This window comes from Cupriavidus sp. HE11 (genome assembly GCF_056097175.1).
In genome coordinates, this window is sequence record NZ_CP184464.1 from 1692124 (window position 1) to 1713492 (window position 21369).

Annotated in this window: 23 protein-coding genes; 16 read left to right on the top strand and 7 right to left on the bottom strand. The window is 66.8% G+C overall.

Annotated elements, in window-relative coordinates:
- Positions 1–44: 44 nt before the first annotated feature.
- From paaB to ACOABP_RS07935, 6 genes are all read left to right on the top strand, one after another.
- Positions 45–335 carry a 1,2-phenylacetyl-CoA epoxidase subunit PaaB gene (gene paaB / locus ACOABP_RS07910; protein WP_066736577.1) on the top strand — a complete coding sequence of 97 codons (291 nt, stop codon included), beginning with the start codon at positions 45–47 and terminating at the stop codon, positions 333–335.
- Between the two features lie 10 nt (positions 336–345).
- Positions 346–1194, top strand: a complete 849-nt coding sequence (paaC, locus tag ACOABP_RS07915) for a 1,2-phenylacetyl-CoA epoxidase subunit PaaC (protein ID WP_474227631.1) — start codon at positions 346–348, stop codon at positions 1192–1194.
- A 17-nt stretch (positions 1195–1211) separates the two neighbouring features.
- Positions 1212–1853: a 1,2-phenylacetyl-CoA epoxidase subunit PaaD gene (gene paaD, locus ACOABP_RS07920; RefSeq protein ID WP_474227632.1), complete on the top strand. Its 642-nt coding sequence runs from the start codon at positions 1212–1214 to the stop codon at positions 1851–1853.
- A 13-nt stretch (positions 1854–1866) separates the two neighbouring features.
- The gene (gene paaE / locus ACOABP_RS07925; RefSeq protein ID WP_474227633.1) at positions 1867–2952 is read left to right on the top strand and encodes a 1,2-phenylacetyl-CoA epoxidase subunit PaaE; all 1086 of its coding nucleotides are present in this window, start codon (positions 1867–1869) and stop codon (positions 2950–2952) included.
- Positions 2953–3170: 218 nt separating this feature from the next.
- Positions 3171–3968 carry a DUF1835 domain-containing protein gene (locus ACOABP_RS07930; protein ID WP_066736582.1) on the top strand — a complete coding sequence of 266 codons (798 nt, stop codon included), beginning with the start codon at positions 3171–3173 and terminating at the stop codon, positions 3966–3968.
- A 44-nt stretch (positions 3969–4012) separates the two neighbouring features.
- Positions 4013–4663, top strand: a complete 651-nt coding sequence (locus tag ACOABP_RS07935) for a TetR/AcrR family transcriptional regulator (protein WP_474227634.1) — start codon at positions 4013–4015, stop codon at positions 4661–4663.
- A gap of 43 nt (positions 4664–4706) precedes the next feature.
- Here the strand turns inward: ACOABP_RS07935 and kefC are convergent, their stop codons facing one another.
- Complete coding sequence (gene kefC, locus ACOABP_RS07940; RefSeq protein WP_474227635.1) at positions 4707–6527, bottom strand: glutathione-regulated potassium-efflux system protein KefC; 1821 nt, start codon at positions 6525–6527, stop codon at positions 4707–4709.
- Positions 6524–7114: a glutathione-regulated potassium-efflux system oxidoreductase KefF gene (gene kefF, locus ACOABP_RS07945; RefSeq protein ID WP_474227636.1), complete on the bottom strand. Its 591-nt coding sequence runs from the start codon at positions 7112–7114 to the stop codon at positions 6524–6526. Before kefF ends, kefC begins: the two co-directional genes overlap by 4 nt.
- A 357-nt stretch (positions 7115–7471) precedes the next feature.
- On the opposite strand from kefF, the gene ACOABP_RS07950 reads away from it, so the two are divergent.
- Complete coding sequence (locus tag ACOABP_RS07950) at positions 7472–8170, top strand: GNAT family N-acetyltransferase (protein ID WP_066736593.1); 699 nt, start codon at positions 7472–7474, stop codon at positions 8168–8170.
- An 88-nt stretch (positions 8171–8258) separates the two neighbouring features.
- Here ACOABP_RS07950 and ACOABP_RS07955 read toward each other — a convergent pair whose 3' ends face one another.
- From ACOABP_RS07955 to ACOABP_RS07975, 5 genes are all read right to left on the bottom strand, one after another.
- The gene (locus ACOABP_RS07955) at positions 8259–8753 is read right to left on the bottom strand and encodes an Lrp/AsnC family transcriptional regulator (RefSeq protein WP_029051418.1); all 495 of its coding nucleotides are present in this window, start codon (positions 8751–8753) and stop codon (positions 8259–8261) included.
- A 207-nt stretch (positions 8754–8960) separates the two neighbouring features.
- Positions 8961–9566, bottom strand: coding sequence for an EF-hand domain-containing protein (locus tag ACOABP_RS07960; protein WP_474227637.1), 606 nt, complete (start codon positions 9564–9566; stop codon positions 8961–8963).
- Positions 9567–9740: 174 nt separating this feature from the next.
- Entirely contained in the window at positions 9741–10382 is a 642-nt protein-coding gene (locus ACOABP_RS07965) for a hypothetical protein (RefSeq protein WP_474227792.1), read from the bottom strand.
- Positions 10383–10542: 160 nt separating this feature from the next.
- Positions 10543–11763 carry a globin domain-containing protein gene (locus ACOABP_RS07970; RefSeq protein ID WP_474227638.1) on the bottom strand — a complete coding sequence of 407 codons (1221 nt, stop codon included), beginning with the start codon at positions 11761–11763 and terminating at the stop codon, positions 10543–10545.
- Between the two features lie 96 nt (positions 11764–11859).
- Entirely contained in the window at positions 11860–12315 is a 456-nt protein-coding gene (locus ACOABP_RS07975; RefSeq protein ID WP_474227639.1) for an RrF2 family transcriptional regulator, read from the bottom strand.
- A gap of 163 nt (positions 12316–12478) precedes the next feature.
- Here ACOABP_RS07975 and gspG point away from each other — a divergent pair, with 163 nt between their 5' ends.
- From gspG to gspD, 9 genes are all read left to right on the top strand, one after another.
- A complete protein-coding gene (gene gspG, locus ACOABP_RS07980; RefSeq protein WP_474227640.1) occupies positions 12479–12946 on the top strand; it encodes a type II secretion system major pseudopilin GspG in 468 nt (155 codons plus the stop codon).
- A gap of 18 nt (positions 12947–12964) precedes the next feature.
- A complete protein-coding gene (locus tag ACOABP_RS07985) occupies positions 12965–13477 on the top strand; it encodes a prepilin-type N-terminal cleavage/methylation domain-containing protein (RefSeq protein ID WP_474227641.1) in 513 nt (170 codons plus the stop codon).
- Positions 13474–13875, top strand: coding sequence for a type II secretion system minor pseudopilin GspI (gene gspI / locus ACOABP_RS07990; protein WP_474227642.1), 402 nt, complete (start codon positions 13474–13476; stop codon positions 13873–13875). The genes ACOABP_RS07985 and gspI overlap by 4 nt, the downstream gene beginning before the upstream one ends.
- Entirely contained in the window at positions 13865–14596 is a 732-nt protein-coding gene (locus tag ACOABP_RS07995) for a PulJ/GspJ family protein (RefSeq protein WP_474227643.1), read from the top strand. Before gspI ends, ACOABP_RS07995 begins: the two co-directional genes overlap by 11 nt.
- The gene (gene gspK, locus ACOABP_RS08000; RefSeq protein WP_474227644.1) at positions 14596–15615 is read left to right on the top strand and encodes a type II secretion system minor pseudopilin GspK; all 1020 of its coding nucleotides are present in this window, start codon (positions 14596–14598) and stop codon (positions 15613–15615) included. Before ACOABP_RS07995 ends, gspK begins: the two co-directional genes overlap by 1 nt.
- A gap of 276 nt (positions 15616–15891) precedes the next feature.
- A complete protein-coding gene (gspL, locus tag ACOABP_RS08005) occupies positions 15892–17448 on the top strand; it encodes a type II secretion system protein GspL (RefSeq protein WP_474227645.1) in 1557 nt (518 codons plus the stop codon).
- The gene (locus ACOABP_RS08010; RefSeq protein ID WP_474227647.1) at positions 17445–18047 is read left to right on the top strand and encodes a type II secretion system protein M; all 603 of its coding nucleotides are present in this window, start codon (positions 17445–17447) and stop codon (positions 18045–18047) included. Before gspL ends, ACOABP_RS08010 begins: the two co-directional genes overlap by 4 nt.
- Positions 18047–18853 (top strand): type II secretion system protein N, encoded by an 807-nt coding sequence (locus tag ACOABP_RS08015; RefSeq protein ID WP_474227648.1) that lies wholly within the window; start codon positions 18047–18049, stop codon positions 18851–18853. The genes ACOABP_RS08010 and ACOABP_RS08015 overlap by 1 nt, the downstream gene beginning before the upstream one ends.
- A 37-nt stretch (positions 18854–18890) precedes the next feature.
- The gene (gene gspD, locus ACOABP_RS08020) at positions 18891–21305 is read left to right on the top strand and encodes a type II secretion system secretin GspD (RefSeq protein ID WP_474227793.1); all 2415 of its coding nucleotides are present in this window, start codon (positions 18891–18893) and stop codon (positions 21303–21305) included.
- Positions 21306–21369: the final 64 nt, after the last annotated feature.

Sequence of the window (21369 nt, forward strand, 5' to 3'; positions counted from 1 at the left end):
CAGACCAGCAAACCGCCGGCAGACCAGCAGACCCGGAGACCACCATGTCACAACAGAAGGAATGGCCGCTGTGGGAAGTATTCGTCCGCAGCAAGCAGGGCCTGGAACACAAGCACTGCGGCAGCCTGCACGCAGCCGACGCCCAGCAGGCGCTGCACATGGCGCGCGATGTCTACACGCGCCGCCAGGAAGGCGTGTCGATCTGGGTGGTGCCATCGGCAGCCATCACCGCCAGCGCGCCGGCCGAAAAGGCCGAGCTGTTCGACCCGGCGGCCGACAAGATCTACCGCCATCCCACGTTCTACCAGTTGCCCGACGAAGTGAACCATATGTAAGGCCGGCCCCATGACGCAAACCAACGTAGCCGACGGCATCGCCCTGGCGCGCCTGCCACTGGCGCAGACGGCCCCCCTGCAATACGTGCTGCGCCTGGCCGACAACGCGCTGATTTTGGGTCAGCGCAATGCCGAATGGTGCGGCCACGGCCCCGCGCTCGAAGAAGACATCGCGCTGGCGAACATCAGCCTCGACCTGATCGGCCAGGCGCGCCTGCTGTACAGCCATGCCGGCGCGCTGGAAGGCCGGCTGACCGGCCGCGTGCGGCACGAGGACGACTACGCCTACTGGCGCAGCGAACCGGAATTCCGCAACTGGACGCTGCAGGAACTGCCGCACCACGGCCCGCTGGCCGGCACGGCGCGCGCCGACCGCGACTATGCGGTCACCATCATGCGCAACTTCCTGTACAGCGCGCTGATGGCCGAACTCTGGCCGGCGCTGGAACTGAGCACCGACACCGACCTGGCGGCCATCGCGGCCAAGTCGGCCAAGGAGGTGCGCTACCACCTGCACCACGCCGCCGACTGGGTGGTGCGGCTGGGCGACGGCACCGAGGCATCGCATGCGCGCATGCAGCGCGCGCTGGACCATCTGCTGCCGTACATGAACGAGTGCTTCGCCGTCGATGCCGTGGAACAGGAAGTGGCCGCGCAAGGCGTGGGCGCGCTGACGTCGAGCCTGCGCGAAGCCTGGGAAGCCACGGTTGCCGACACGCTCGACGACGCCACGCTGCAGCGCCCGGCGCCGTCGGCATTCGTGTCCACCGGCAAGCAAGGCGTGCATTCCGAGCATATGAGCTACCTGCTGGCCGAACTGCAGGGCCTGGCGCGGGCCCATCCGGGTGCGCAGTGGTAACGCGAGGGTGACCGACCATGCGCACGCATCCCACGCCGATAACATCCCCGTTCGCACCAACCTTCGCGCGGCGCGATGACGCCGCGCCCGCCGAATGCCCGGCATCGCCCGAGGATCGGCTGGCCCGCGCCTGGGCTGCCCTGGAAGCCGTGCCCGACCCGGAGATCCCGGTCGTGTCGATCCGCGACCTTGGCATCCTGCGCGACGTGGTGCTGGCCGATAACGGCCAGACCGTCGAGGCCATCATCACGCCCACGTATTCGGGCTGCCCGGCCATGTCGCAGATCGAGGAAGACGTCGGACGCGCACTGGAAGCGGCCGGGCTGTCGCCGTGGCGCGTGCGCACCGTGCTGGCCCCGGCGTGGACCACCGACTGGATCACCGAAGCCGGCCGCGCCAGCCTGCGCGCGTTCGGTATTGCGCCCCCGGGCCAGTGCGCCAGCCAGGCGCCGCGTGTCGGCAACGTGCGGCCGCTGCGCTTCGTGCCGCGCCAGCCGCGGGCGCCTGCCATAGCTCCACCCGTTGTACCCACCGTTGCATGCCCGCGCTGCGGCAGCGTCCATACGCAGGAGCTGTCGCGCTTTGCCTCCACGGCCTGCAAGGCGCTCTATCGCTGTCTGGATTGCCGCGAGCCGTTCGACTACTTCAAACCCTACTGAGCACCGCCGGCCCATGACCCCACAGTTCCATCCGCTACGCGTGGCACAGGTTCGCCCGGAGACCCCGGACACGGTCTCCATCGCCTTCGAGGTGCCGCCGGAACTGCGCGATGCCTACCGCTTCACGCAAGGCCAGTTCCTGACGATCAAGGCCCCCGTCGAAGGCAAGGACGTGCGCCGCTCGTACTCGATCTGCTGCGGCGTGCAGGACTACGACGACCGCGGCGAACTGCGCGTGGCCGTGAAACTGGTGGACGACGGCGTGTTCTCCACGTGGGTCCACGACACCGTTGCCGCCGGCCAGGTGCTCGATGTGATGACGCCCGATGGCCGCTTCCACGTGCCGCTCGATGCCGAGGCATCGCGCCACTATGTGGCGTTTGCGGCGGGCAGCGGCATCACGCCTGTGCTGTCGCTGATCCGCACCACGCTGGCCGTGGAACCGCGCAGCCGCTTCACGCTGGTCTACGGCAATCGCAGCGTCGACACGATCATCTTTTCCGAGGCGCTCGAAGACCTGAAGAACCAGTACCTGTCGCGTTTCACGCTGTACCACGTGCTGTCGCGCCAGCCTCAGGAGGTGGATCTGCTGCATGGCCGGCTCGACCGCGAGCGCGTGACCGCCTTCCTGCAGACCCTGCTGCCCGTGGACGATATCGACGCCGCCTTCGTATGCGGCCCCGCGTCAATGATCGACGAAGTAGAGGAAGCCCTCAAAACCGCCGGCCTGGACCCGCACCAGATCCATGCCGAGCGCTTTGGCGTGCCGCTGACCCAGCCCCGGCGCGCCGCGCCGGCCCATGCCGACCAGGCCGGCACCGCCGAACTGGTGGTGGTGCTGGACGGCAAGCAGCACAAGATGCGCCTGCCGCTGACCGACGCCAAAGTGCTGGACACCGCGCTGGCCGCCGGGCTGGACCTGCCCTATGCCTGCAAGGGCGGCGTCTGCTGTACCTGCCGCGCCAAGGTGCTGGAGGGCGAGGTCGAGATGGAAAAGAACTACACGCTCGAACCGTGGGAGATGGAAAAGGGCTTTGTATTGACATGCCAGGCCCGCGCGCTGACGCCGCGGGTGGTGGTCAGCTACGACGAACGCTGACGGCTGACCTGGGCAAATGACCGGTGTCAAGGGTGTCGAGGCTATGGCGGGAATCCCACATGTCAGACAGCCGCCGATGCCCGGCCGGTGGCGAGCCGTGATTACAATGGCGGAACACGCTTCAGGCGTTGCATCACCCGCCAAGCGGCCGCCTGCAGGCGGTGGCGGCGGCCGCGTCCGGAGGTCCGGCACCCGTCGCACCCTATACAATCACGGTCATGCAATACATACATGTCGTCAACGGCGATGTCGCGGGCAACACGCTGCGCCAGGCACTGGCCCAGGCGGCCCGCCCCGACCCGGTGGTCGTCCTGCGCGACGACCTCGCCGTGGGTCCGATCGCCGATATCGACAGCACCGGCCTGATCCGCTCGGGCTTCTGGCAGCGCGTGGCGCCGCACACCGATATCGACTTCGGCGCGGAGATGCGCCAGGCGCTGGACCAGCTCCAGCAACTGCGCCGCGACGACATGGAAGTTGCCATCTGGCACGGCCAGAGCGCCTCCGACCAGCTGATGCTGCGCCGGGTGGTCTTCCACCTCTATCAGGCACCGCAGCGCATCAACGAAGTGGCGATGGACCTGCGCGAACTGGAAGCCCCCACGCACGGCAGCCTGACCGCCATCGGCATGTATCCGGCCGCCCGCCTGGCGCGACGCTTCTCGACCATCGCCCCGGTATCGGTGCTGCGCCTGGGCCGGCTGGGCTACGAGTGGCAGCAGAACGTCAAGGAAAACGCCGATGTGCGGCTGTGGAAGGGCAATACGCTGGTGCCGGCGGCCTATCACAACGTCGACGACGTGATCCTGGAGCGCGGCCCCGACGACTGGACGCCAGCCGCGCAGGTGGTGGGCAGCGTGATGGGCGCCATCGAAGGCCTGCTTGCCAGCGACTGGTTCGTCTTCTGGCGCTGCCGCGAACTGGTCAGCACCGGGCAGCTGGAGTTGCGCGGCGACCCGCAAAGCCTCGAATCCTGCGATATCCGCCGCAACCACCTTGCTGCCAGCACCGATTGACGCCGTACCGATAACAGAACAACAGGCGGATCGATCCGACCCCTATGGCAAGAACCAAGGCGCCCGATTTCGAGGCGCAACGCGAACAGATTCTCGACCTGGCGGCCGCCGCCTTTGCCGCCTCCAGCTATCCCAGCACATCGATGGCCGACCTCGCCGCGGCCTGCGGCACGTCCAAGGCCCGGCTCTACCACTATTACGAAAGCAAGGAAGCGATCCTGTTCGACCTGCTGGACCGCTACACCCGGCAGCTGATGCAGATCGTCACCGATGTGGAGGCTGAAGGCATGCGCCAGTCGCGCAGCCATCGCGAGACATTCGGCCATCTCCTGCGCGCCTTCCTGGCCGAGTACGAGACCTCGCAGACGCGCCATATCGCGCTGATCAACGATGTGAAGTTCCTGGCCGAGGAGCAGCGCGACCAGATCCTGCAGCGCGAGCGCGATGTCGTGGCGGCGTTTGCCCGCCTGCTGCAACGTGCCTATCCGGAGCGCGTGACGCGCGACAACCAGACCGCGCTGACCATGACCGTATTCGGCATGATCAACTGGACGTTCACGTGGCTCAAGCCCGGTGGCCGGCTGTCATACGCGGCGTTTGCCGAGATGGTGGTCGGACTGCTCGAAAACGGCCTGGCTCCGGGTATGCCGGGCGCCGGCCAGCCAGGGCGGCCCGGACCGGCCAGCCAGGCCTGAGCGGGGCCCCGCCCCGGCCTGCCCCTCCTGACCCGGCCCGGCGTCAGGACCATTCGGCATCTTCCTGCTTGCGGCGCTGGTCGCGGTCCTGCCGGAACATTTCCTCAAGTTCGTCGCGCGCCTGCTTGGCAAGGGACACCAGCTTCTTCTGGTCCTTGTAGTACGGGTAGAAGCGGTCGATAGCCTCGATATTGTGGCGCCGGAAGCGCAGCGCCACACTGCGCGCCTCCACCCGGTCGAAGCCCAGCCCTTCCAGCACCTTGCGTCCCAACATCAGCGAACCTTCAAACATCTCGCGCTCGTAGCTGTTGGCGTCGATGCCGCGATCCATGAGCTGGTAGACGTGCGACACGTGCCGCGCCCGCGTGTAGATCTTCAGGTCGGGCCAGCGGTGGCGCACCTTGTCGATCAGCCCGAGGTTGTCGTCCAGGTCCTCGATCGCAACGATCAGGATCCTGGCCTCGCCGGCGCCGGCGGCTTCGAGCAGGTCCATGCGCGTGGCATCGCCATAGAAGATCTTGAAACCGTACTGGCGCAGGAATTCGATCTGGTCGGGATCATGGTCCAGCACGGTCACGCCAATCCCCTGGGCATACAGCAGGCGCCCGATAATCTGGCCGAAACGGCCAAACCCGGCAATGAGCACCGGATTGTGATGATTGGTGATCTCGTCATCGGGCCGCTTCGACATCGCGTTCAGGCGCGGCGCCAGCAACTGGTCGAACAACAGCAGCAACAGCGGCGTGGCCACCATCGACAGCGCCACGATCAGCACCAGCAACGCCTCGGTGTCCTTCGGCAGCAGGCCCACCGAGCGGGCCTCGGCGAACACCACGAACGCGAATTCGCCGCCCTGCGAGATCAGCAGGCCAAACAGCAGCCACTGCCCGCGCGACACCCGGAATCGCTTCGCGAGCATCGTCAGCACGGCCGTCTTGACCAGCACGAACGCCACCACGAAGCCCATCACCTTGCCCGGCTGCTGCGCGAGGATGCCGAAATCGATCGACATGCCCACCGCCATGAAGAACAGACCCAGCAGCAGGCCCTTGAAGGGCTCGATGTCGGCCTCCAGCGCATGGCGATATTCCGAGTCCGCCAGCAGCACGCCGGCCACGAAGGTGCCCAGCGCCATCGACAGGCCCACGGCATCCATCATCAGCGCGATACCCACCACAAGCAGCAGCGAGAACGCGGTGAACATCTCGCGCATGCCGGTCCGGGCAATCACGCGCAACGCCGGCCGCACCAGGTAGCGCCCACCCACCACGACCGCGCCAATCACGGCCACGGCCTTCGCGGCAGTCTGCCAGTTCTCGGGCCCATGGGCCGTGGCGCCCGCGCCATCCGCGGCCAGAAGCGGCAGCAGCGCGATCATCGGAATTGCCGCGATATCCTGGAATAGCAGAATGCCGAAGCTGGCCGCCCCGGCACCGGTCTGCATCAGGTTGCGCTCGGCCAGCGTGGCGAATGCGATCGCCGTGGACGACAGCGCCAGGCCCAGGCCCGCGACAATGGCTACCTGCCAAGGCGCGCCGAACAGCGCCGCCACGATGCCGAGGGCCAGCGCGCACGTCCCCATCTGTATCGAACCATAGCCAAAGATGCTCTGCTTCAGGGCCTTGAGCTTGCGCGGCTCCAGCTCCAGCCCGATGACGAACATCATCAGCACGACGCCGAACTCCGAGAAATGGAGGATCGACTCGACATTGGTCACCAGGCGCAAGGCAAACGGGCCAATGGCGGCGCCCGCGATCAGGTAGCCCAGCACCGCGCCCAGCTGGAAACGACGCGCGACCGGCACGGCCACCACGGCCGCCACCAGGAACACCAGCAGGGCAATCAGAAAGTCATGCTGATTCATTGCGCGTCCTCCCCGGTGGCCTCGGATGCCGGCCATTCCTGTGTTTCCGGAGGCAATGGCGGCGCAGCCAGATGGCGCGCCACGTGTTCGATGTGCAACGCCACGGCGTCGGTGTCTGCCCGGTCGGCATCGTGCAGCACAATCGGGGGCATCCAGCTCATGCCGCACTGCAGGGCGGTCTGTTCCAGCGGCAGCAGGAAATCGCTGATGGGATGACCGTGGGCGCCGTCTGGACCGTAGGCATCCGCCTGCCCGCCCGCACTGACCACCGCCAGCATCGACTTGCCGCGCAGCGCCGTGCCGCCCGGGCCATAGGCCCAGCCCATCTCCAGCACATCGTCGAGCCAGAGTTTCATCAGGGCCGGCACGCTGTACCAGCGCACCGGGAACAGCAACACCACGGTTTCGGCAGTCGACAGCAGCCGCTGTTCAGCTACGACGTCGATGTCATAGTCGACATAGAGGTTGTAGAGCTCGCGCACCGCCACATGGGGCAATTCGGCAAGGGCTTCGGCAAGAGGATGGTTGACGCGCGAGCGTCGGGGCGCGGGATGCGCATAGATCACAACAATCGGTGGTTCGTTCATGAATGGGGCTTTGTCTTTCCCGTAGGGGACCGATGCGACAGACAAGCCAGCCGGTGCGGCGTTGCAGCAAATCCACAACCCATGCACCTGCGACGTCCCAGCCGCGCATATAACCTGTTGAATTATCAGTACTTTTTGATTGGCGCCGCTTACGTGCCGTGGTTAGGCGGCCCAGAAGCTTACGCGAGACTGACAATTCCACTACAATACTTTTCGCGTCGCAGCAACCTAGTGTTTGCCCGAATCCAGCATTGTGGATCACAAACCGGATTCCCACCGCACGGCATTTGATGCAAGTGCAGGGCCGACCACTGCGATGGTGCTATTTTTATACCGATCACTGAAGAAGGAAACCAAGTGAACCCGCTCGAACTGAGCAAGGCCGTCGGCGCAGTCACCGACGAAGATCTTCGCCGCGCAGCCGAAGCGAGCCAGGCAACCCAGCGTCACACCACCCTGGTGCGCGAGCTGGCTGCCCATCATCGCTCGCGCCTGCAAAAGCATTTTCTCGCCCTGGGCGAGGAAGATCGCCTGCTCCGTTTCGGCCAGTCGGTTGGCAACCACGTGATCGAGGCCTATGTGGAGAGCATCGATTTCGACCACGACAGCGTGTTTGGCGTCTATGACGAGCACCTGGAACTGGTTGGCGTCGGCCACTTCGCAAACCTGCGCGACAACGCCCAGGGCCGGGTCGCCGAGTTCGGCGTGTCGGTGTCGAAGAGCGCCCGGGGCCGCGGCATCGGCAGCGCCCTGTTCCAGCGCGCCGCCATGCATGGCCGCAATACCAGCGTCCGCACGCTGTACATGCACTGCCTGTCGCGCAACGCCGCAATGATGCACATCGCCAAGAAGGCCGGCATGAAGGTGCAGTACGCCTATGGCGAAGCCGATGCCTACCTGGAACTGCCGCCCGCCGACACGGTGAGCCGCCTGACCGAGGCCATCGACGAGCAGGTGGCTGATTTGGACTACCTGGTTCGTCGCAACCTGCGCGATGTCCGGCGCTTCGGCCTGCGCTTCTGGCGCTCGCTGGTGCCACAGAAGGGCACCGCCTGATCCGGCTCGGAGATCACAATGCAAAACGGCGCACCCGCAAGGTGCGCCGTTTCTGTTTGGTGCGGCCGATGTACGGCGTGAACCGCCGTCAGGCCCCGCCGGCCACGGGCAGCGCCGTGGTGTCCTTGATCGACTCCAGCGCAAAGCTGGAACGCACATCGATCACCGAAGGATGTGCCAGCAATTGTTCCTGCATGAAGCGCGCAAAGTGCTCCATGTCTTCGACGTAGACCTTGAGCAGCAGGTCCATCTCGCCCGTCATGGCATGGCAGGCCGCCACTTCCGGCCAAGTCTGGATTGCCGCCCGGAACAGGTCCAGCGGCGCCTTGCCCTTGGGCGTGCCACCCTGTTTTTCCAGCCGCACATTGATATAGGCAAGCAGGCCCAGGCCGATCTTGTTCGGTTCGAGCAACGCCGCGTACTGGCGGATCACGCCAATCTCCTCGAGCCGACGGATGCGACGCAGGCAGGGGCTCGGCGACAGATTCACGCGCTCCGCCACTTCCAGGTTGGTCAGCCTCCCGTTGGTCTGCAGGACCTCCAGAATTTTCCGGTCGATCTTGTCCAGCTCCACCTTGCTCACGTTTTGTTGCTCCGCAATATGTTTGTCGGCAATTTTTTTGCGCAAATTTAACAAGTCGTGCACAAGTCCGCAATTTATTTCATGTAAGGACAAGTACTGCAGTCATATACAGCGGGCGCTTGCGTCACGTGGGGCGAGGCAAGGATGGTGCCAGCCAACAAAAAACGCGGCCCGAAGGCCGCGTTCTTGCAGTTGCCGAAGAATGGCTTAGTTGCCGCTCGGCGACGGGACGGACGGGCCCGAGGCGCCGCCCGGACCGCGACGCTGCATGCGGTCCATCCGGTCCTTGTGCATCTTCTGCATGTCCGACTGGATTTCGGCCATGGTCACCTTGCCATCATGATTCGCGTCGAGCTTGTCGAAGCGATCGGCCATGCGCGGGAAGGCGGCCTTGAACTCGTCACGCGTCAGCGCGCCGTCGTTGTTCTTGTCCGCAGCCTTGAACTTGGCCTCGAACTCGGCCTTCATCTCGGCGCGACGCTGCTCCCAGGCAGTCTTGCGATAGGCAGCCAGCTCGTTCTTGTCGAGCTTGCCATCGTGGTTGGTGTCGATCTTGTTGAACAGCGCGTCGGCTTCGGCCTTCGAGATCATGCCATCGCCGTCGGTGTCGACCGACTTCATCCACATCATGCCGCCATGGTGATGCTCGCCAGGGCCGCCCATGCGGTGGTGAGGTGCCGGGCCACCTTGCGGAGCAGCCTGCGGCGCAGCCGGGGCCGGCGTGGTTTGTGCAAAGGCGGCACCCGCGGCCATGAACACGGCCGAGGCGGCGATAAAGCTCTTGAGGATGTGCGTCTTGTGATTGCGTTGCATGTCTGTGCTCCTTTTCATCACGTTGGGCATGTACGGATTAGAACGCAGACAACCACGCCAAGTTGGCACTTTTAATACGATGTTACGGGCCTCACAGAATCGACTAGCGGCGTAAACCGCCGCAATACAGTCAAAGATTGCGCAATGATCCGAAATCGTATTTTTACGATTTGATTAGTCTTTTGGCAGCTGGTTCTCGGCGCCGTGCGGGGGCACCTGTTGAAAGTCCTGCGGCGCAAAGCCCTGCTGTTGCGGGGCACCCTGCTGGAACTGTTGCGGCGGCTGTTGCGGTGCCGGCTGCACCGGCGCACTGGCAACCGGTGGCGGCGCCGACTGCACCGGAGCGGGCATCGGCGTCGACAGCGGAGCAGCCGCACCGGACGGCGGCGCCGCCGGGGCATTGCCCGGACGGCCGACCGAGACGGTGTTCTGCAGCGGCAGCGCGATTTCCTGGCGCACGCCGTTGCGCTCGATCACGATATTGCGGCCATGGATTTCGGTCAGGCGTATCTGCGGCGAGAGCGAGGCACCGGCGCGCACGGCCTTGGGCGGCCCGCCATCCAGGGACAGGATGGCCGCCGCCGGGCCCACGCCATCGACATCCGCCACCACGCCGATCAGCTGGATATCCCGCACACCCGACTGCGCGCTACCGCCAAACAGCGTCGCCACCGCGCCGGTTTCCACGGCCTCGGTCTGGGCGATACGCGCCGATTTGGGTACGGGAATCGTCCGCATCGCGCTGAACACCAACACCCAGTGCGTGACCAGCGCGCACAGTGCGACAAATAGCAACAGACTGGCTGCGCGGGGCAGCCAGGGGGCCGAAAGGTCGAAGCGGAGGGCAGGCCGGGTCAGGGTTGGCACGAGCAGTACGCCAGGCGGCAGAATTCAAGAGGTCGCCTAGCGTACCAGACGCATGCGTCGATTGTCTGTCAGTCGTGCCGACCCGACAGATGGCCCGGATCGGGGCCGATCAGAGCAGGTCGTCGAGCAGGTCGGGACCGAACACTTCGCGGTGGATGTGCCCCACCGGAATCCCCGCGTTGATCAGCGCGTGGCGCTGGGCCTGCATGAAGCCCAGCGGGCCGCACAGGTAGAAGCGCGCGTCGTTGAATGCCGCGGTGTCTTCGGCCTTCAGCACAGAAGCAATCGGCATCGTGCCGGCATGGTCGAAGTCGCGGCCCGAGACATCGGCTGCCTGCGGGGTCTCGTAGCTGATATGGGTACGCAGGTTCGGCATCCGTTCGCGCGCCCAGGTCAGGTCGCCGCGATGTGCGTGATGGCGGCCATGGCGTGCCGCGTGGGCGAACAACACCGGGCGGTGCGGATTTTCCTTGGCCAACGTGCGCAGCACCGATACCATCGGCGTCACACCGATGCCGGCGGACATCAGCACGATCGGACGGCGGTCGTCGATGGCCGGCGCAAACTCGCCCCACGGCGTGCTGACATGCAGCGTGGTACCGACATGAGCGTTGTCATGCAGCCAGTTAGAGACCGCACCGGCCGGCGTTTCGGCGTTGCCGTCTTCGCGCTTGACCGAAATGCGCCACGTGGGCAGGCCGCGCTCGCCAGACAGCGAGTACTGGCGGAGCTGGCGCTGGCCGTCGGCCAGGATGGCTTCGACGCTGATGTACTGACCCGGCGCAAAGTCGCGCAGCGGCTTGCCGTCGTCAGCGCCCAGGGTGAGCGAGACCACCTGGTCGCCTTCCTGCTCGCGGGCGATCACGCGCACGCGCTGCAGTTCGCCGGCCTTGACGTTATTCCGGTCATACAGGCGCGCCTCGGCGGCAATCAGTTCGCCGGCCAGCAGCCAGTAAGCCTCGTCCCAGGCCGCCAGCAGCGGCGGGGTGGCGGCATCGCCCAGCACCGCCGCGATGGCTTCGAGCAGATACTTGCCGACGATCGGATAGTGGGCCGACGTCAGGCCGACGGCCACGTGCTTGTGGACGATGCGTTCCACCACCGGCGCCAGCACATCGGCTCGGTCGACGTTGGCGGCATAGGCGAACACAGCCGACGCCAGCGACTGCTGCTGCGAGCCATTGGCCTGGTTGCCCATGTTGAACAGGTTCTTCAGCTCGGGGCGCGCCGCGAACATCTCGCGGTAGAAGTGCGTGGTAATGGCAAGACCGTGCTCGCGCAGCACGGGGACGCTGGCATCGATATAGGGGCGGGAAGCAGCGGACAACATCAGCAAAAACTCCTGTGAATTCATGCATTTAGAATGCATGTTTTTGCGCACAATAAAGCCGGCGACAGACTGCGGCAGGGGTCTCGCCCCGCTGCCTCAGGCCACGCGCCGGCTCAGGAAATCTCGATGCAGGCTGATAATCGACTCGGCCGTCCGGCTGTTGCCGGAGACTTCGGCCAGCGTGACGCCGTCAAGCGCCTGGTAGAACGCCTCTTCGGCTTGATCCAGCGCACGCTTCAGACGGCAATTGCCGTTCAAGGCGCATGGCGGATCGGAACAGTCGATCACCGACTTGTGTCCTTCCAGCTCGCGCAGGATCGTGCCGATCGACAGCTTTTCTGCGCCCGGCCCCAGTTGCAGCCCGCCATGCCGCCCACGCGTGGCCGAAATCCAGCCCAGCTTCGACAACCGCGCTGCCACCTTGACGAGGTGGTTGTGCGAGATTTCGAATTGCTGGCCGACTTCAGCGATCGTGATCGGACGGGTGCCGTCGCCGCGCGATACATACATCAGCAGGCGCAAGGCATAGTCTGAGAATCGGGTCAGTTGCATCGTGCCTGGAATCATAGATAACGTGCATCTGCAATGCAAGATTTTTGTTGCAGTTGCACCTTGGTACATTAATCCGGTCCTGATACCCCGGCGGCACACCAAACGGTCATCTGGCGGGGGTTATACTCTCCGGCCATACCCCGACCATCAAGGCACACAACCGATGCGCAGAACCGTCACCCAGACTGCCGCCCCCCGGACGCAACGCCGTCGCCGCCTCGCCCGCGGCTTCACCCTGATCGAAATCATGGTGGTGATCGTGATCCTGGGCGTGCTGGCGGCACTGGTGGTGCCCAAGATCATGAGCCGTCCCGACGAGGCCCGTATCGTTGCCGCGCGCCAGGACATCTCCTCGATCATGCAGGCGCTCAAGCTCTACCGCCTGGACAATGGCCGCTACCCGACCACCGAACAGGGTCTGGCGGCATTGGTCAACAAGCCGACGACCGAGCCCATCCCCAACAACTGGAAGGGCGGCGGCTACCTGGAAAAGCTGCCCAAGGACCCGTGGGGCCATCCGTACCAGTACCTGAACCCGGGCGTGCGCGGCGAGATCGATGTATTCAGCTTCGCCGCCGACGGCCAGGCCGGCGGCAGCGGCAACGACGCCGATATCGGCAACTGGGAATAAGCCCGTCCCCTGCCCTTCATGACTCCGGCGACGCCGCGCGGCCAGGCCGCCCTACTCCAGCGCCGCCGGCTGCACGGCTTCACGCTGCTTGAACTGCTGGTGGTCATGGTGATCGCCGGCATCGTCATCTCCCTTGTGGCGGTCAACGCCACGCCAAATGATCGCGGCCGCGTGCTCGACGATGGCCAGCGCATCGCGCGCCTGTTCGAACTGGCCCAGGAAGACGCCCAGCTGGGCGCCCGGCCGCTGGCCTGGGAAGGCGACGCCACCGGCTGGCGTTTTCTTGAATCCACACCGCAGGGCTGGGTGCCGATGCGCACCGACGTCTTCGCGCCGGGCCGCTGGCGCATTCCGCTGGACGGCGCGGTCATCGTCCAGGGTGGACGCCAGCTTGGCACGGGCCCCGTGCGGCTGATCTTCGGACGCGAACTGATCGACGAACCCCAGCGGCTGGTGCTGACGCGCGGCGATATCCGCGTGGACGTGAACGGCGACGGTAGCGGCCGCTACGTGGCAACGGTGACGCAATGACCACACGCACGCGTCACCCGCGCGCCCGGGGCTTCACGCTGATCGAGGTGCTGGTTGCGCTGACCATCCTGGCGGTGGCGCTCACCGCCGCCATGCGGGCGATGGGGTCGATGGTCGAGTCGAGCGCCTCGCTGCAGCAGCGCATGCTGGCCGAATTCAGCGCCGAGAACCATCTGGCTACACTGCGGCTTTCCAAGACCTGGCCCGAACCGGGCACACGCGGCTACGACTGCCCTCAGGGCGGCGTGGCGTTGTGGTGCGAGGAATCGGTCTCGGGCACCCCCAATCCGTCGTTCCGCCGCGTGGAAGTCGCGGTCTATCCGTCCGCCGGCAACAAGTCGGTGCGACTGGCGTGGCTGGTCACGCTGGTACCCAATGAGACCCGCAATGTCCTCTGAGCGCCGCTTCCGGTCCGGCGGCCAGCGCGGGTTCACGCTGCTGGAAATGCTGGTCGCCATCACGCTACTGGCCGTGATGGCCGTCATCGGCTGGCGCGCACTGGATTCCCTGACCCGCAGCCGCGAACGGCTGACCGATCACGACGCCCGGCTCGATGCGCTGAAGGTGCTCTACGGCCAGTTCCAGTCCGATTGCGAACACCTGGCCCAGCCGGCCCAGTTGCAGGCCAGTCCGGTGGAAATCGGCCCCAACCAGTTGCTGCTGGTGCGCGACCGCCGCGACGAAGGCCAGCCGCCGACCTGGCAGGTGGTGGCCTACCGGCTCGACGGCAATACCGTGGTGCGCGCGGCCAGCCGTGCCGCCTATTCCCGCAATGACGTGCAGAGCGCGCTGCTGGCCCTGCGCCAGCCGGGCAGCGCGGGCCTGCAGATCCGCCCGTTGCTTGGCGATGCCGACCAGCTGTCGGCGCGCGCCTGGGTAGAGCCGGTGGGCTGGCTGGTCGATACGGGCCGGGTGCGCACCGCGCTGTTGCAAGGCAGCGCCGTAGCCAACGCGACCGAGGCCGCTGCCGCCGCCTCCGGTGCCAGCGACGCGCAGGCCGGGATCGGCACCATCTCGAACACCGTCGCCGTGCGTGCCGTCGAACTGAAAGTCTTTGCGCGCATGGGCGATGGCGATGCGACGCGCCAGTTCCAGAAAATCTGCATGACGGGGATGTGATGACGCGCGCGCCCTTCCCCCTGTCGCTCCGTACGCGGCCCGGCCGCCAGCAAGGTGCCGCCGTGGTAACGGCCCTGCTGATGGTGACGCTGGCCGTGGTGGTGGTATCCGGCATGTTGTGGCGCCAGCAGGTGCAGATCCGCTCGATCGAAAACCAGCGGCTGGTGGCCCAGGCTGCCTGGATCGAACGCGCCGCGGTGGACTGGTCGCGCCTGATCCTGCGCGACGACCAGCGCCGCTCGCAGGTGGATTACCTGGGCGAACCGTGGTCGGTGCCCGTGGCCGAGACCCGGCTGTCCGACTTCCTGGGGGCCGGCGTCAGCACGTCCGAAGGCGGCGAGACATCGTTCGTCTCCGGGCGCATCCTCGACGCGCAGGCGCGCTTCAACCTGACCAACCTCTATATCTGGCAGGCCGACGGCACCGGCCGCGTGGCGAATATCGACCAGCCGTCGCTGCTGGCCTTCAGACGACTGCTTCAAACGCTCGGCATGAACGCCGGCCTGGCCGAGCCAACGGCGCAGTATTTCCTGCGTGCGGCCCGGGGGGTCCCCACCAACGGCCAGCCCGCGCCACGCCCGCCCGACAGTGTGGAAGACCTGCTCGCCGTGCCCGGCTATACGCCGGCGATGGTGGCGGCGATGGAACCCTTTGTCACAGTGTTGCCGGAACGTACCAAGGTCAATGCCAATACCGCCGAGGCCGAAGTCCTGTCCGCCGTCATAGACAAACTGCCACTGGACCGGGCGCGCGAACTGGTGCGCCAGCGTGACCGCAGCTACTTCAACAACACCGGCGACGTGACGTCCCAATTGCAGAGCATCGCCCCGCAGGCCGTCACCCCCGGCGACGTGGTTGATGTACGTACCCACTACTTCCTGATTTACGGGCTGGTCCGGCACGAACGCGCGCGGCGCCTGAAGGTATCGCTGGTCAAGCGCGAAGACGTCTTCGGCAGTGGCAATACCACCCGGATCATCTGGGTCCGCGACGCGGACGCCATGCCCGAGCAACGCTGAAACGGGGTCGCGCCGCAAGCCGTTTTTGCCCGGGTGCGTGTAGGCGCGCATCGTTCTGCAGAATCAGTCGGACCGCTATTGACGCGCGTAAGTCACACAGGCAAGGTATGCTGCTGCGCCGAGCCGGGTCCGGTGCAGCCAACTGCCGCCGGGCCACAGATTGTGCCCGCCAGTCCGCCCCAGCCCGTCCCGACGCGTGGCACGGGGCGCCAACGGGCGGCTGACCGGCCAGCCACGCGCCTCCAGCGCATCTTCGCCATAGATAACAGGGAAATCTTGAGTACCACGCTCTACGTCCGCCTGCCGCACCGGCCGCATGACCAGCCGCAACCGTGGCAGTTTGGCGCGATGCCTTTTGCGCTGGTACGCGCCTCCGCGGAAAAAACCCGCGCCGGCAGCCCTTCCCCGACGCCCGAGCTGTTGCGCGAAGGCCACGCCCTGGCCGCGGAAATGCCCGCGGCAGACCGCCTGGTCCTGATCCTGGCCGCCAGCGATGTGCTGCTCACGGCGGCCATGGTGCCGCCGTTGCCGCCGGCCCGCCTGAGGCTGGCCCTGCCGAACCTGGCGGAAGACATGCTGGCGACGGACGCGGCGCCATGCCATATCGCCCTGGGGCCGGCGCTCGATCCGGCCGCCCCGGCGCGTGGTCCGCGCCGCCGCCTGCTGATGGTCACCGACCGCGCCTGGCTGCGCGCCGCGCTGGACCAGTTCACCGAACACAAGCACCGCCGCCGCAGCGTGCTGCCGGCCCAGTTGTGCCTGCCGCTGACGGAGGCCGCCGCTCCGGCCCTGGTTCCGGCTGAAGCCCCGGAGACCCCTGAACCGGCCCTGGCCGACGGCCTTGCCCCGGCGCCCGCGCCGCAGCCGTCCGTCCCCGAAGTCCCGGCCACCACCGATGAGTCGGCCCAGCCCGCCACGCTGGTAGTGGAAGCCGCGACCTCGGCGCTAGCCCAGTCTGCCTCGCTGCTGGACGCCGCCGCGCCGCCGCCCGCGGCCGCGGACACCGCGCGCCTCTGGCAACTGACGGTACGCACCGGCCCTTACGACGGCTACGGGCTGCTGCTCAATGACCAGGCCCTTGGCGCCTGGCAGGCGCTGGCTCCGTCCGGCGAATGGCATGGCGACCCTGCCGCGCTGGCCCATGCTCCGGTACCCGCGCTGCGTACGCAGCGGCCTGTCGCACGCGCATCGCGGATTTCCGAAAACTGGCGCATCTGGCTGGCTGGCGCCGAGACGTGCCTGCGCGATCCGCAGCTCGACCTGGCGCAGTTCGAATTCGCCCAGGGCCGCATGGACCGCTGGAACGTGCTGGCCTGGCGTCTGCCGGTGGCCCTGGTCGTGGGACTGGTACTGGTGCAGATCATCGGCATGAACGCCCAATGGCTGATGCTGCGCAACGAATCCCGGCGCATCGACGCGGCCCAGATCGATCTCCTGCATACCGCCTTCCCTAACGTGCCGCCGGTGGCGGAGCCACCGCTGCTGATGCGTCGCCAGATGGAACAGCTGCGCACGGCAAACGGCCGCAGCACGCCCAGCGATTTCCTGCCGCTGGCCGATGGCTTTGCGCGCGCCGCCCATGACCTGCCGCCCGACGCGCTGCTGCAGCTCGACTATCGCGCCGGCGCGCTCTACGTCACGCTCAAGGCGGGTACCAATACCAATGCGCTGCGCAATGCGGCGCGGCAAGCAGGCCTGCAGATGGAAGAAGACAAGTCACCGCCGGACGCCTCCGTCCGCGCGGGCGGCACCCCGACACCGCCCGGCTCGCGCTGGACGATCAAGACCGAATCGCGCGCCGACAACCCGGCGCAAGGCAGGGCCGGCGCATGAAATTCGGTAAATCCGCCAATCGCCCGGCCGCTGGCACCGCTGCAACGGGTACGCCCGCAGGCCGCCTGGGCAGGCTGCGCCCGCGTGTCCCCGACGCCTGGCGCGAACGGTTCGACACCTTCTGGAGCGCCCGCAACCCCCGCGAACAGGCCATCCTTGGCGGCGGCGCGGTGGTGCTGGTGCTGGTGTTCGGCTACCTGGTGCTGTGGGAGCCGGCCGCGACCGGCCGCGACCGCCTGATGCGCAACCTGCCGGCGCAGCGCGCCGACCTGGCGGAAATGGAAACGCTGGTGCAGGAAGCACGCGGTCTGCAGGCCAGCCCGGCACCGTCGCTGCGCGGCGACGCGCTGACCCAGGCGCTGCAGGACAACCTCGGACAACACGGCCTGAAGGCTACGCGCCTGGCGGCCACGGGCGACAACGCCGTGCAGGTTCAGCTGGACAAGGTGGCCTTTGGGGCGGTGGCCAGCTGGCTGCAGGACGTACGCGCCCAGCAGCGGCTGAAGGTCACCGACGCCCGCATCAGCTATGTCGGCGCCACGGCGCTGGTCAACGTCACGGCAACGCTGCAAGGCCCTGGCGCCGGTGGCCGCAACTGATGGCGCGCCTGGAGGCCCTGCGCCTGCCCCGCCGCCGCGCGCGCGCGTCGCGCGGCTGGCAATGGCTGCGCTGGGCGCTGCTCGGCGTGGCAACGGTGGTGGTCACCGTGATGGCGTCGCTGCCAGCCACCTGGATGGCCGAGCGCATCGCCACGGAAAGCGGCCGCCGCGTGCTGCTGGCCGATGCGGCGGGCTCGCTGTGGCATGGCAGCGCCACGCTGGCGTTGTCGGCCGGCGCGGGCAGCCAGACATCGACCGTGCTGCCGGGCCGGCTGACCTGGGACGTGGCGTTCTGGCCATTGCTGACGGGCACGCTGCGCATCGTGCTGGAACAGGACATGGCGATGGCCGCGCCGGTGACGGTGGCGGTGACGCCCGCCGGCTGGACCGTGCAGTCCGGCGGCATCCGCCTGCCGGCGTCGCTGCTGGAAGGCATTGGCGCCCCGTTCAACACGCTGCGGCCTGACGGCACGATGCGGATCGACTGGACGGCGTTGCAAGGCAAGTTTGCCGGCAACCAGAAATTCGGACGTCTGACCCTGCAGCTGGATCAGATGTCGGCGGCGGTGAGCCGCCTGCGCCCGCTGGGCAGCTATCGTGCGGAGGTCGACCTGACCGGCGCCGACGGCCGCCTGCAACTGAAGACCACGGCCGGACCGCTGCACCTGGAGGGCAGCGGCACACTCGGCCGGCAGTCCCGCTTCGAAGGCACGGCCCACGCCGACCCCGAGGCGGCCACCCAGCTGGCGGGCCTGTTAAGCCTGCTGGGACGAACAGAAAACAACGTGACAAGGCTGCGCTTCTGATTGCCGAAGCTGCCGAAGCTCAAGCCTGAAACCGATGATGACAACGCAAGCACACCACCACCTCGTTCGTACCGTCTGCGCCCGCGCCACCGCGCTGCTGTGCAGCCTGTCGCTGCTGTCGCCCGCCATGGTGTGGGCCCAGCCGCAGCAGCCGGTACCGCAACCCAACGACATCACACCGCGCAACAACCGTGACCAGGTGGTGTTGAACTTCGTCAATGCCGACCTCGAATCGGTGGTGAAGGCCGTGGGCCAGGCCACGGGCAAGAATTTCGTGATCGACCCGCGCGTGAAGGGCACCGTGAACCTGGTGACCGAGCAGCCCGTATCGCGCGCCCAGGCGCTGGAAACGCTGGGCTCGGTGCTGCGCATGCAGGGCTACGCGATGGTGGAATCCAACGGCTTCACGAAGGTGGTACCGGAAGCCGATGCCAAGCTGCAGGGCTCGCCGACCATGATCGGCGCCGGGGCGGGCCGGGGCGACCAGGTGGTGACGCAGGTGTTCCGGCTGAACTACGAGTCGGCCAATAACCTCGTGCCGGTGCTGCGGCCGATGATCGCGCCCAACAACACCATCACCGCCTATCCGGCCAACAACACGCTGGTGATCACCGACTACGCCGACAACCTGCGCCGGCTGGCCCGCATCATCGCGGCCGTGGATGCGCCGGCATCGGGCGAAGTCGAATTGATCCCGCTCAAGAATGCTGTGGCGAGCGATGCGGCCCTGGTGCTGCAGAAGCTGCTCGACCCGTCGACGGCCGGCGGTGCCGGTGGCGGCGCGGCGGCCGGCGATGCGTCGCTGCGCACGACCGTGGTGGCCGAGCCGCGTAGCAATTCGCTGATGATCCGCGCCACCAGCCGCGCCCGCGTGCAGCAAGCGCGCCAGCTGATCGAGAAGATCGACCAGCCCTACGCGCGCCCCGGCAATATCTGGGTGGTGCCGCTCAAGAACGCCGATGCGGTGAAGCTGGCGGCCACGCTGCGCGCCATTGTCGCGGCGGATAGCAGTTTTACGAGTTCGACGCAGGGCGGACAGGCAGGCGCTGTTGGCGGCGCAGCGGGCGCTACGTCGCAGACCACCTCGCTGCCGCAGGGCGGCCAGTACACCGGTGGCAGCAGCAGCGGTTACAACCGCAGCAGCTCGGGCTCGTCGGGCTTTGGCAGCATGGGCGGCGGGTCGAACGCGTTCTCGTCGTCGTTCGCCGTGAACCAGCAGCCCACAACGGGCGGCATCATCCAGGCCGATCCGTCGACCAATTCGCTGATCATCACGGCCAGCGAGCCGGTCTACCGCAACCTGCGCGGCGTGATCGAGGACCTGGACGCGCGGCGCGCGCAGGTCTATATCGAATCGATGATCGTCGAGGTCACCTCCACGCAGGCCAGCGAACTCGGCATCCAGTGGCAGGGCCTGGTCAATAACGGCGGCAGCGTCACCGGCTTTGCCGGCACGAACTTCGGCACCGGCGGCCAGAACATCGTCAACCTGACCGCGGCCGGCGTGCTCTACGGCGAAAACAAGACTGCCGGCCTGGCGGCGATCCAGCAGTTGCTGCCCACGGCGGGCGGCCTGAACCTTGGTGTCGTGAACAAGGCCCTGGGCCTTGGCGCGCTGCTGCGTGCACTGGGCACCAACGGCAGCGTGAACCTGCTGTCCACGCCGAACCTGATCACGCTCGAGAACGAAGAGGCCAAGATCCTGATCGGCCAGAACATTCCGATCACGACCGGCTCGTATTCGCAGACCGGCAGCAGCGCCACGGTGACGCCGTTCCAGACCTTCGACCGCAAGGACGTCGGTATCACGCTGCGCGTGCGCCCGCAGATCAGCGAAGGCGGCCTGGTCAAGATGCAGATCTACCAGGAATCGTCGTCGGTGGTCGCCGGCACGCTGGCCAACGCATCGGGCCCGACCACCAACGTCCGCTCGATCGAGACGAACGTACTGGTGGACGACGGCCAGATCATCGTGCTGGGCGGCCTGATCGAGGACAACTACGGCGACGGCGTGCAGAAGGTGCCGCTGCTGGGCGACATCCCGTGGATCGGCTCGCTGTTCCGCTACGAGAACAAGAACCGCTCCAAGACCAACCTGCTGGTGTTCCTGCGCCCGTATGTGATGCGCACGACTGCCGCCACCGATCGCCTGACGCAGGACCGCTACGACTACATGCGCACGCAGCAGCAAGGCTTCGTGTCGCCTAACATGATCGTGAATGACGCGGTCACGCCGGTGCTGCCGCCGGCCAACGCGCCGACCACGCCGTTCGTGGATCCGCGTGGCGGCTACCTGCAGCAGGGTCCGCTGCCGCTGGACCAGGCGCCTGGCCCGAATGCACCGCAGCCCGTGCCGCAGCAGGCGCCCCAGCAGGCACCCCAGTCGGTGACGCCGAGGCCGCTGTCGTTCAACGACGAATCGTTCGCGAAGCGTCAGGCCCCGCAGAGCTGAGCATCACCGCCATGGCTACCGAAACACTCGCCCCTTCCGCCACCGGAGCCGAAGCGCCCCTGGA

Coding starts and splice junctions, on each gene's coding strand:
- paaB (WP_066736577.1), top strand. CDS start 45: ATGTCACAACAGAAGGAATGGCCGCTGTGGGAAGTATTCGTCCGCAGC.
- paaC (WP_474227631.1), top strand. CDS start 346: ATGACGCAAACCAACGTAGCCGACGGCATCGCCCTGGCGCGCCTGCCA.
- paaD (WP_474227632.1), top strand. CDS start 1,212: ATGCGCACGCATCCCACGCCGATAACATCCCCGTTCGCACCAACCTTC.
- paaE (WP_474227633.1), top strand. CDS start 1,867: ATGACCCCACAGTTCCATCCGCTACGCGTGGCACAGGTTCGCCCGGAG.
- ACOABP_RS07930 (WP_066736582.1), top strand. CDS start 3,171: ATGCAATACATACATGTCGTCAACGGCGATGTCGCGGGCAACACGCTG.
- ACOABP_RS07935 (WP_474227634.1), top strand. CDS start 4,013: ATGGCAAGAACCAAGGCGCCCGATTTCGAGGCGCAACGCGAACAGATT.
- kefC (WP_474227635.1), bottom strand. CDS start 6,527: ATGAATCAGCATGACTTTCTGATTGCCCTGCTGGTGTTCCTGGTGGCG.
- kefF (WP_474227636.1), bottom strand. CDS start 7,114: ATGAACGAACCACCGATTGTTGTGATCTATGCGCATCCCGCGCCCCGA.
- ACOABP_RS07960 (WP_474227637.1), bottom strand. CDS start 9,566: ATGCAACGCAATCACAAGACGCACATCCTCAAGAGCTTTATCGCCGCC.
- ACOABP_RS07970 (WP_474227638.1), bottom strand. CDS start 11,763: ATGTTGTCCGCTGCTTCCCGCCCCTATATCGATGCCAGCGTCCCCGTG.
- ACOABP_RS07975 (WP_474227639.1), bottom strand. CDS start 12,315: ATGCAACTGACCCGATTCTCAGACTATGCCTTGCGCCTGCTGATGTAT.
- gspG (WP_474227640.1), top strand. CDS start 12,479: ATGCGCAGAACCGTCACCCAGACTGCCGCCCCCCGGACGCAACGCCGT.
- ACOABP_RS07985 (WP_474227641.1), top strand. CDS start 12,965: ATGACTCCGGCGACGCCGCGCGGCCAGGCCGCCCTACTCCAGCGCCGC.
- gspI (WP_474227642.1), top strand. CDS start 13,474: ATGACCACACGCACGCGTCACCCGCGCGCCCGGGGCTTCACGCTGATC.
- ACOABP_RS07995 (WP_474227643.1), top strand. CDS start 13,865: ATGTCCTCTGAGCGCCGCTTCCGGTCCGGCGGCCAGCGCGGGTTCACG.
- gspK (WP_474227644.1), top strand. CDS start 14,596: ATGACGCGCGCGCCCTTCCCCCTGTCGCTCCGTACGCGGCCCGGCCGC.
- ACOABP_RS08010 (WP_474227647.1), top strand. CDS start 17,445: ATGAAATTCGGTAAATCCGCCAATCGCCCGGCCGCTGGCACCGCTGCA.
- ACOABP_RS08015 (WP_474227648.1), top strand. CDS start 18,047: ATGGCGCGCCTGGAGGCCCTGCGCCTGCCCCGCCGCCGCGCGCGCGCG.
- gspD (WP_474227793.1), top strand. CDS start 18,891: ATGACAACGCAAGCACACCACCACCTCGTTCGTACCGTCTGCGCCCGC.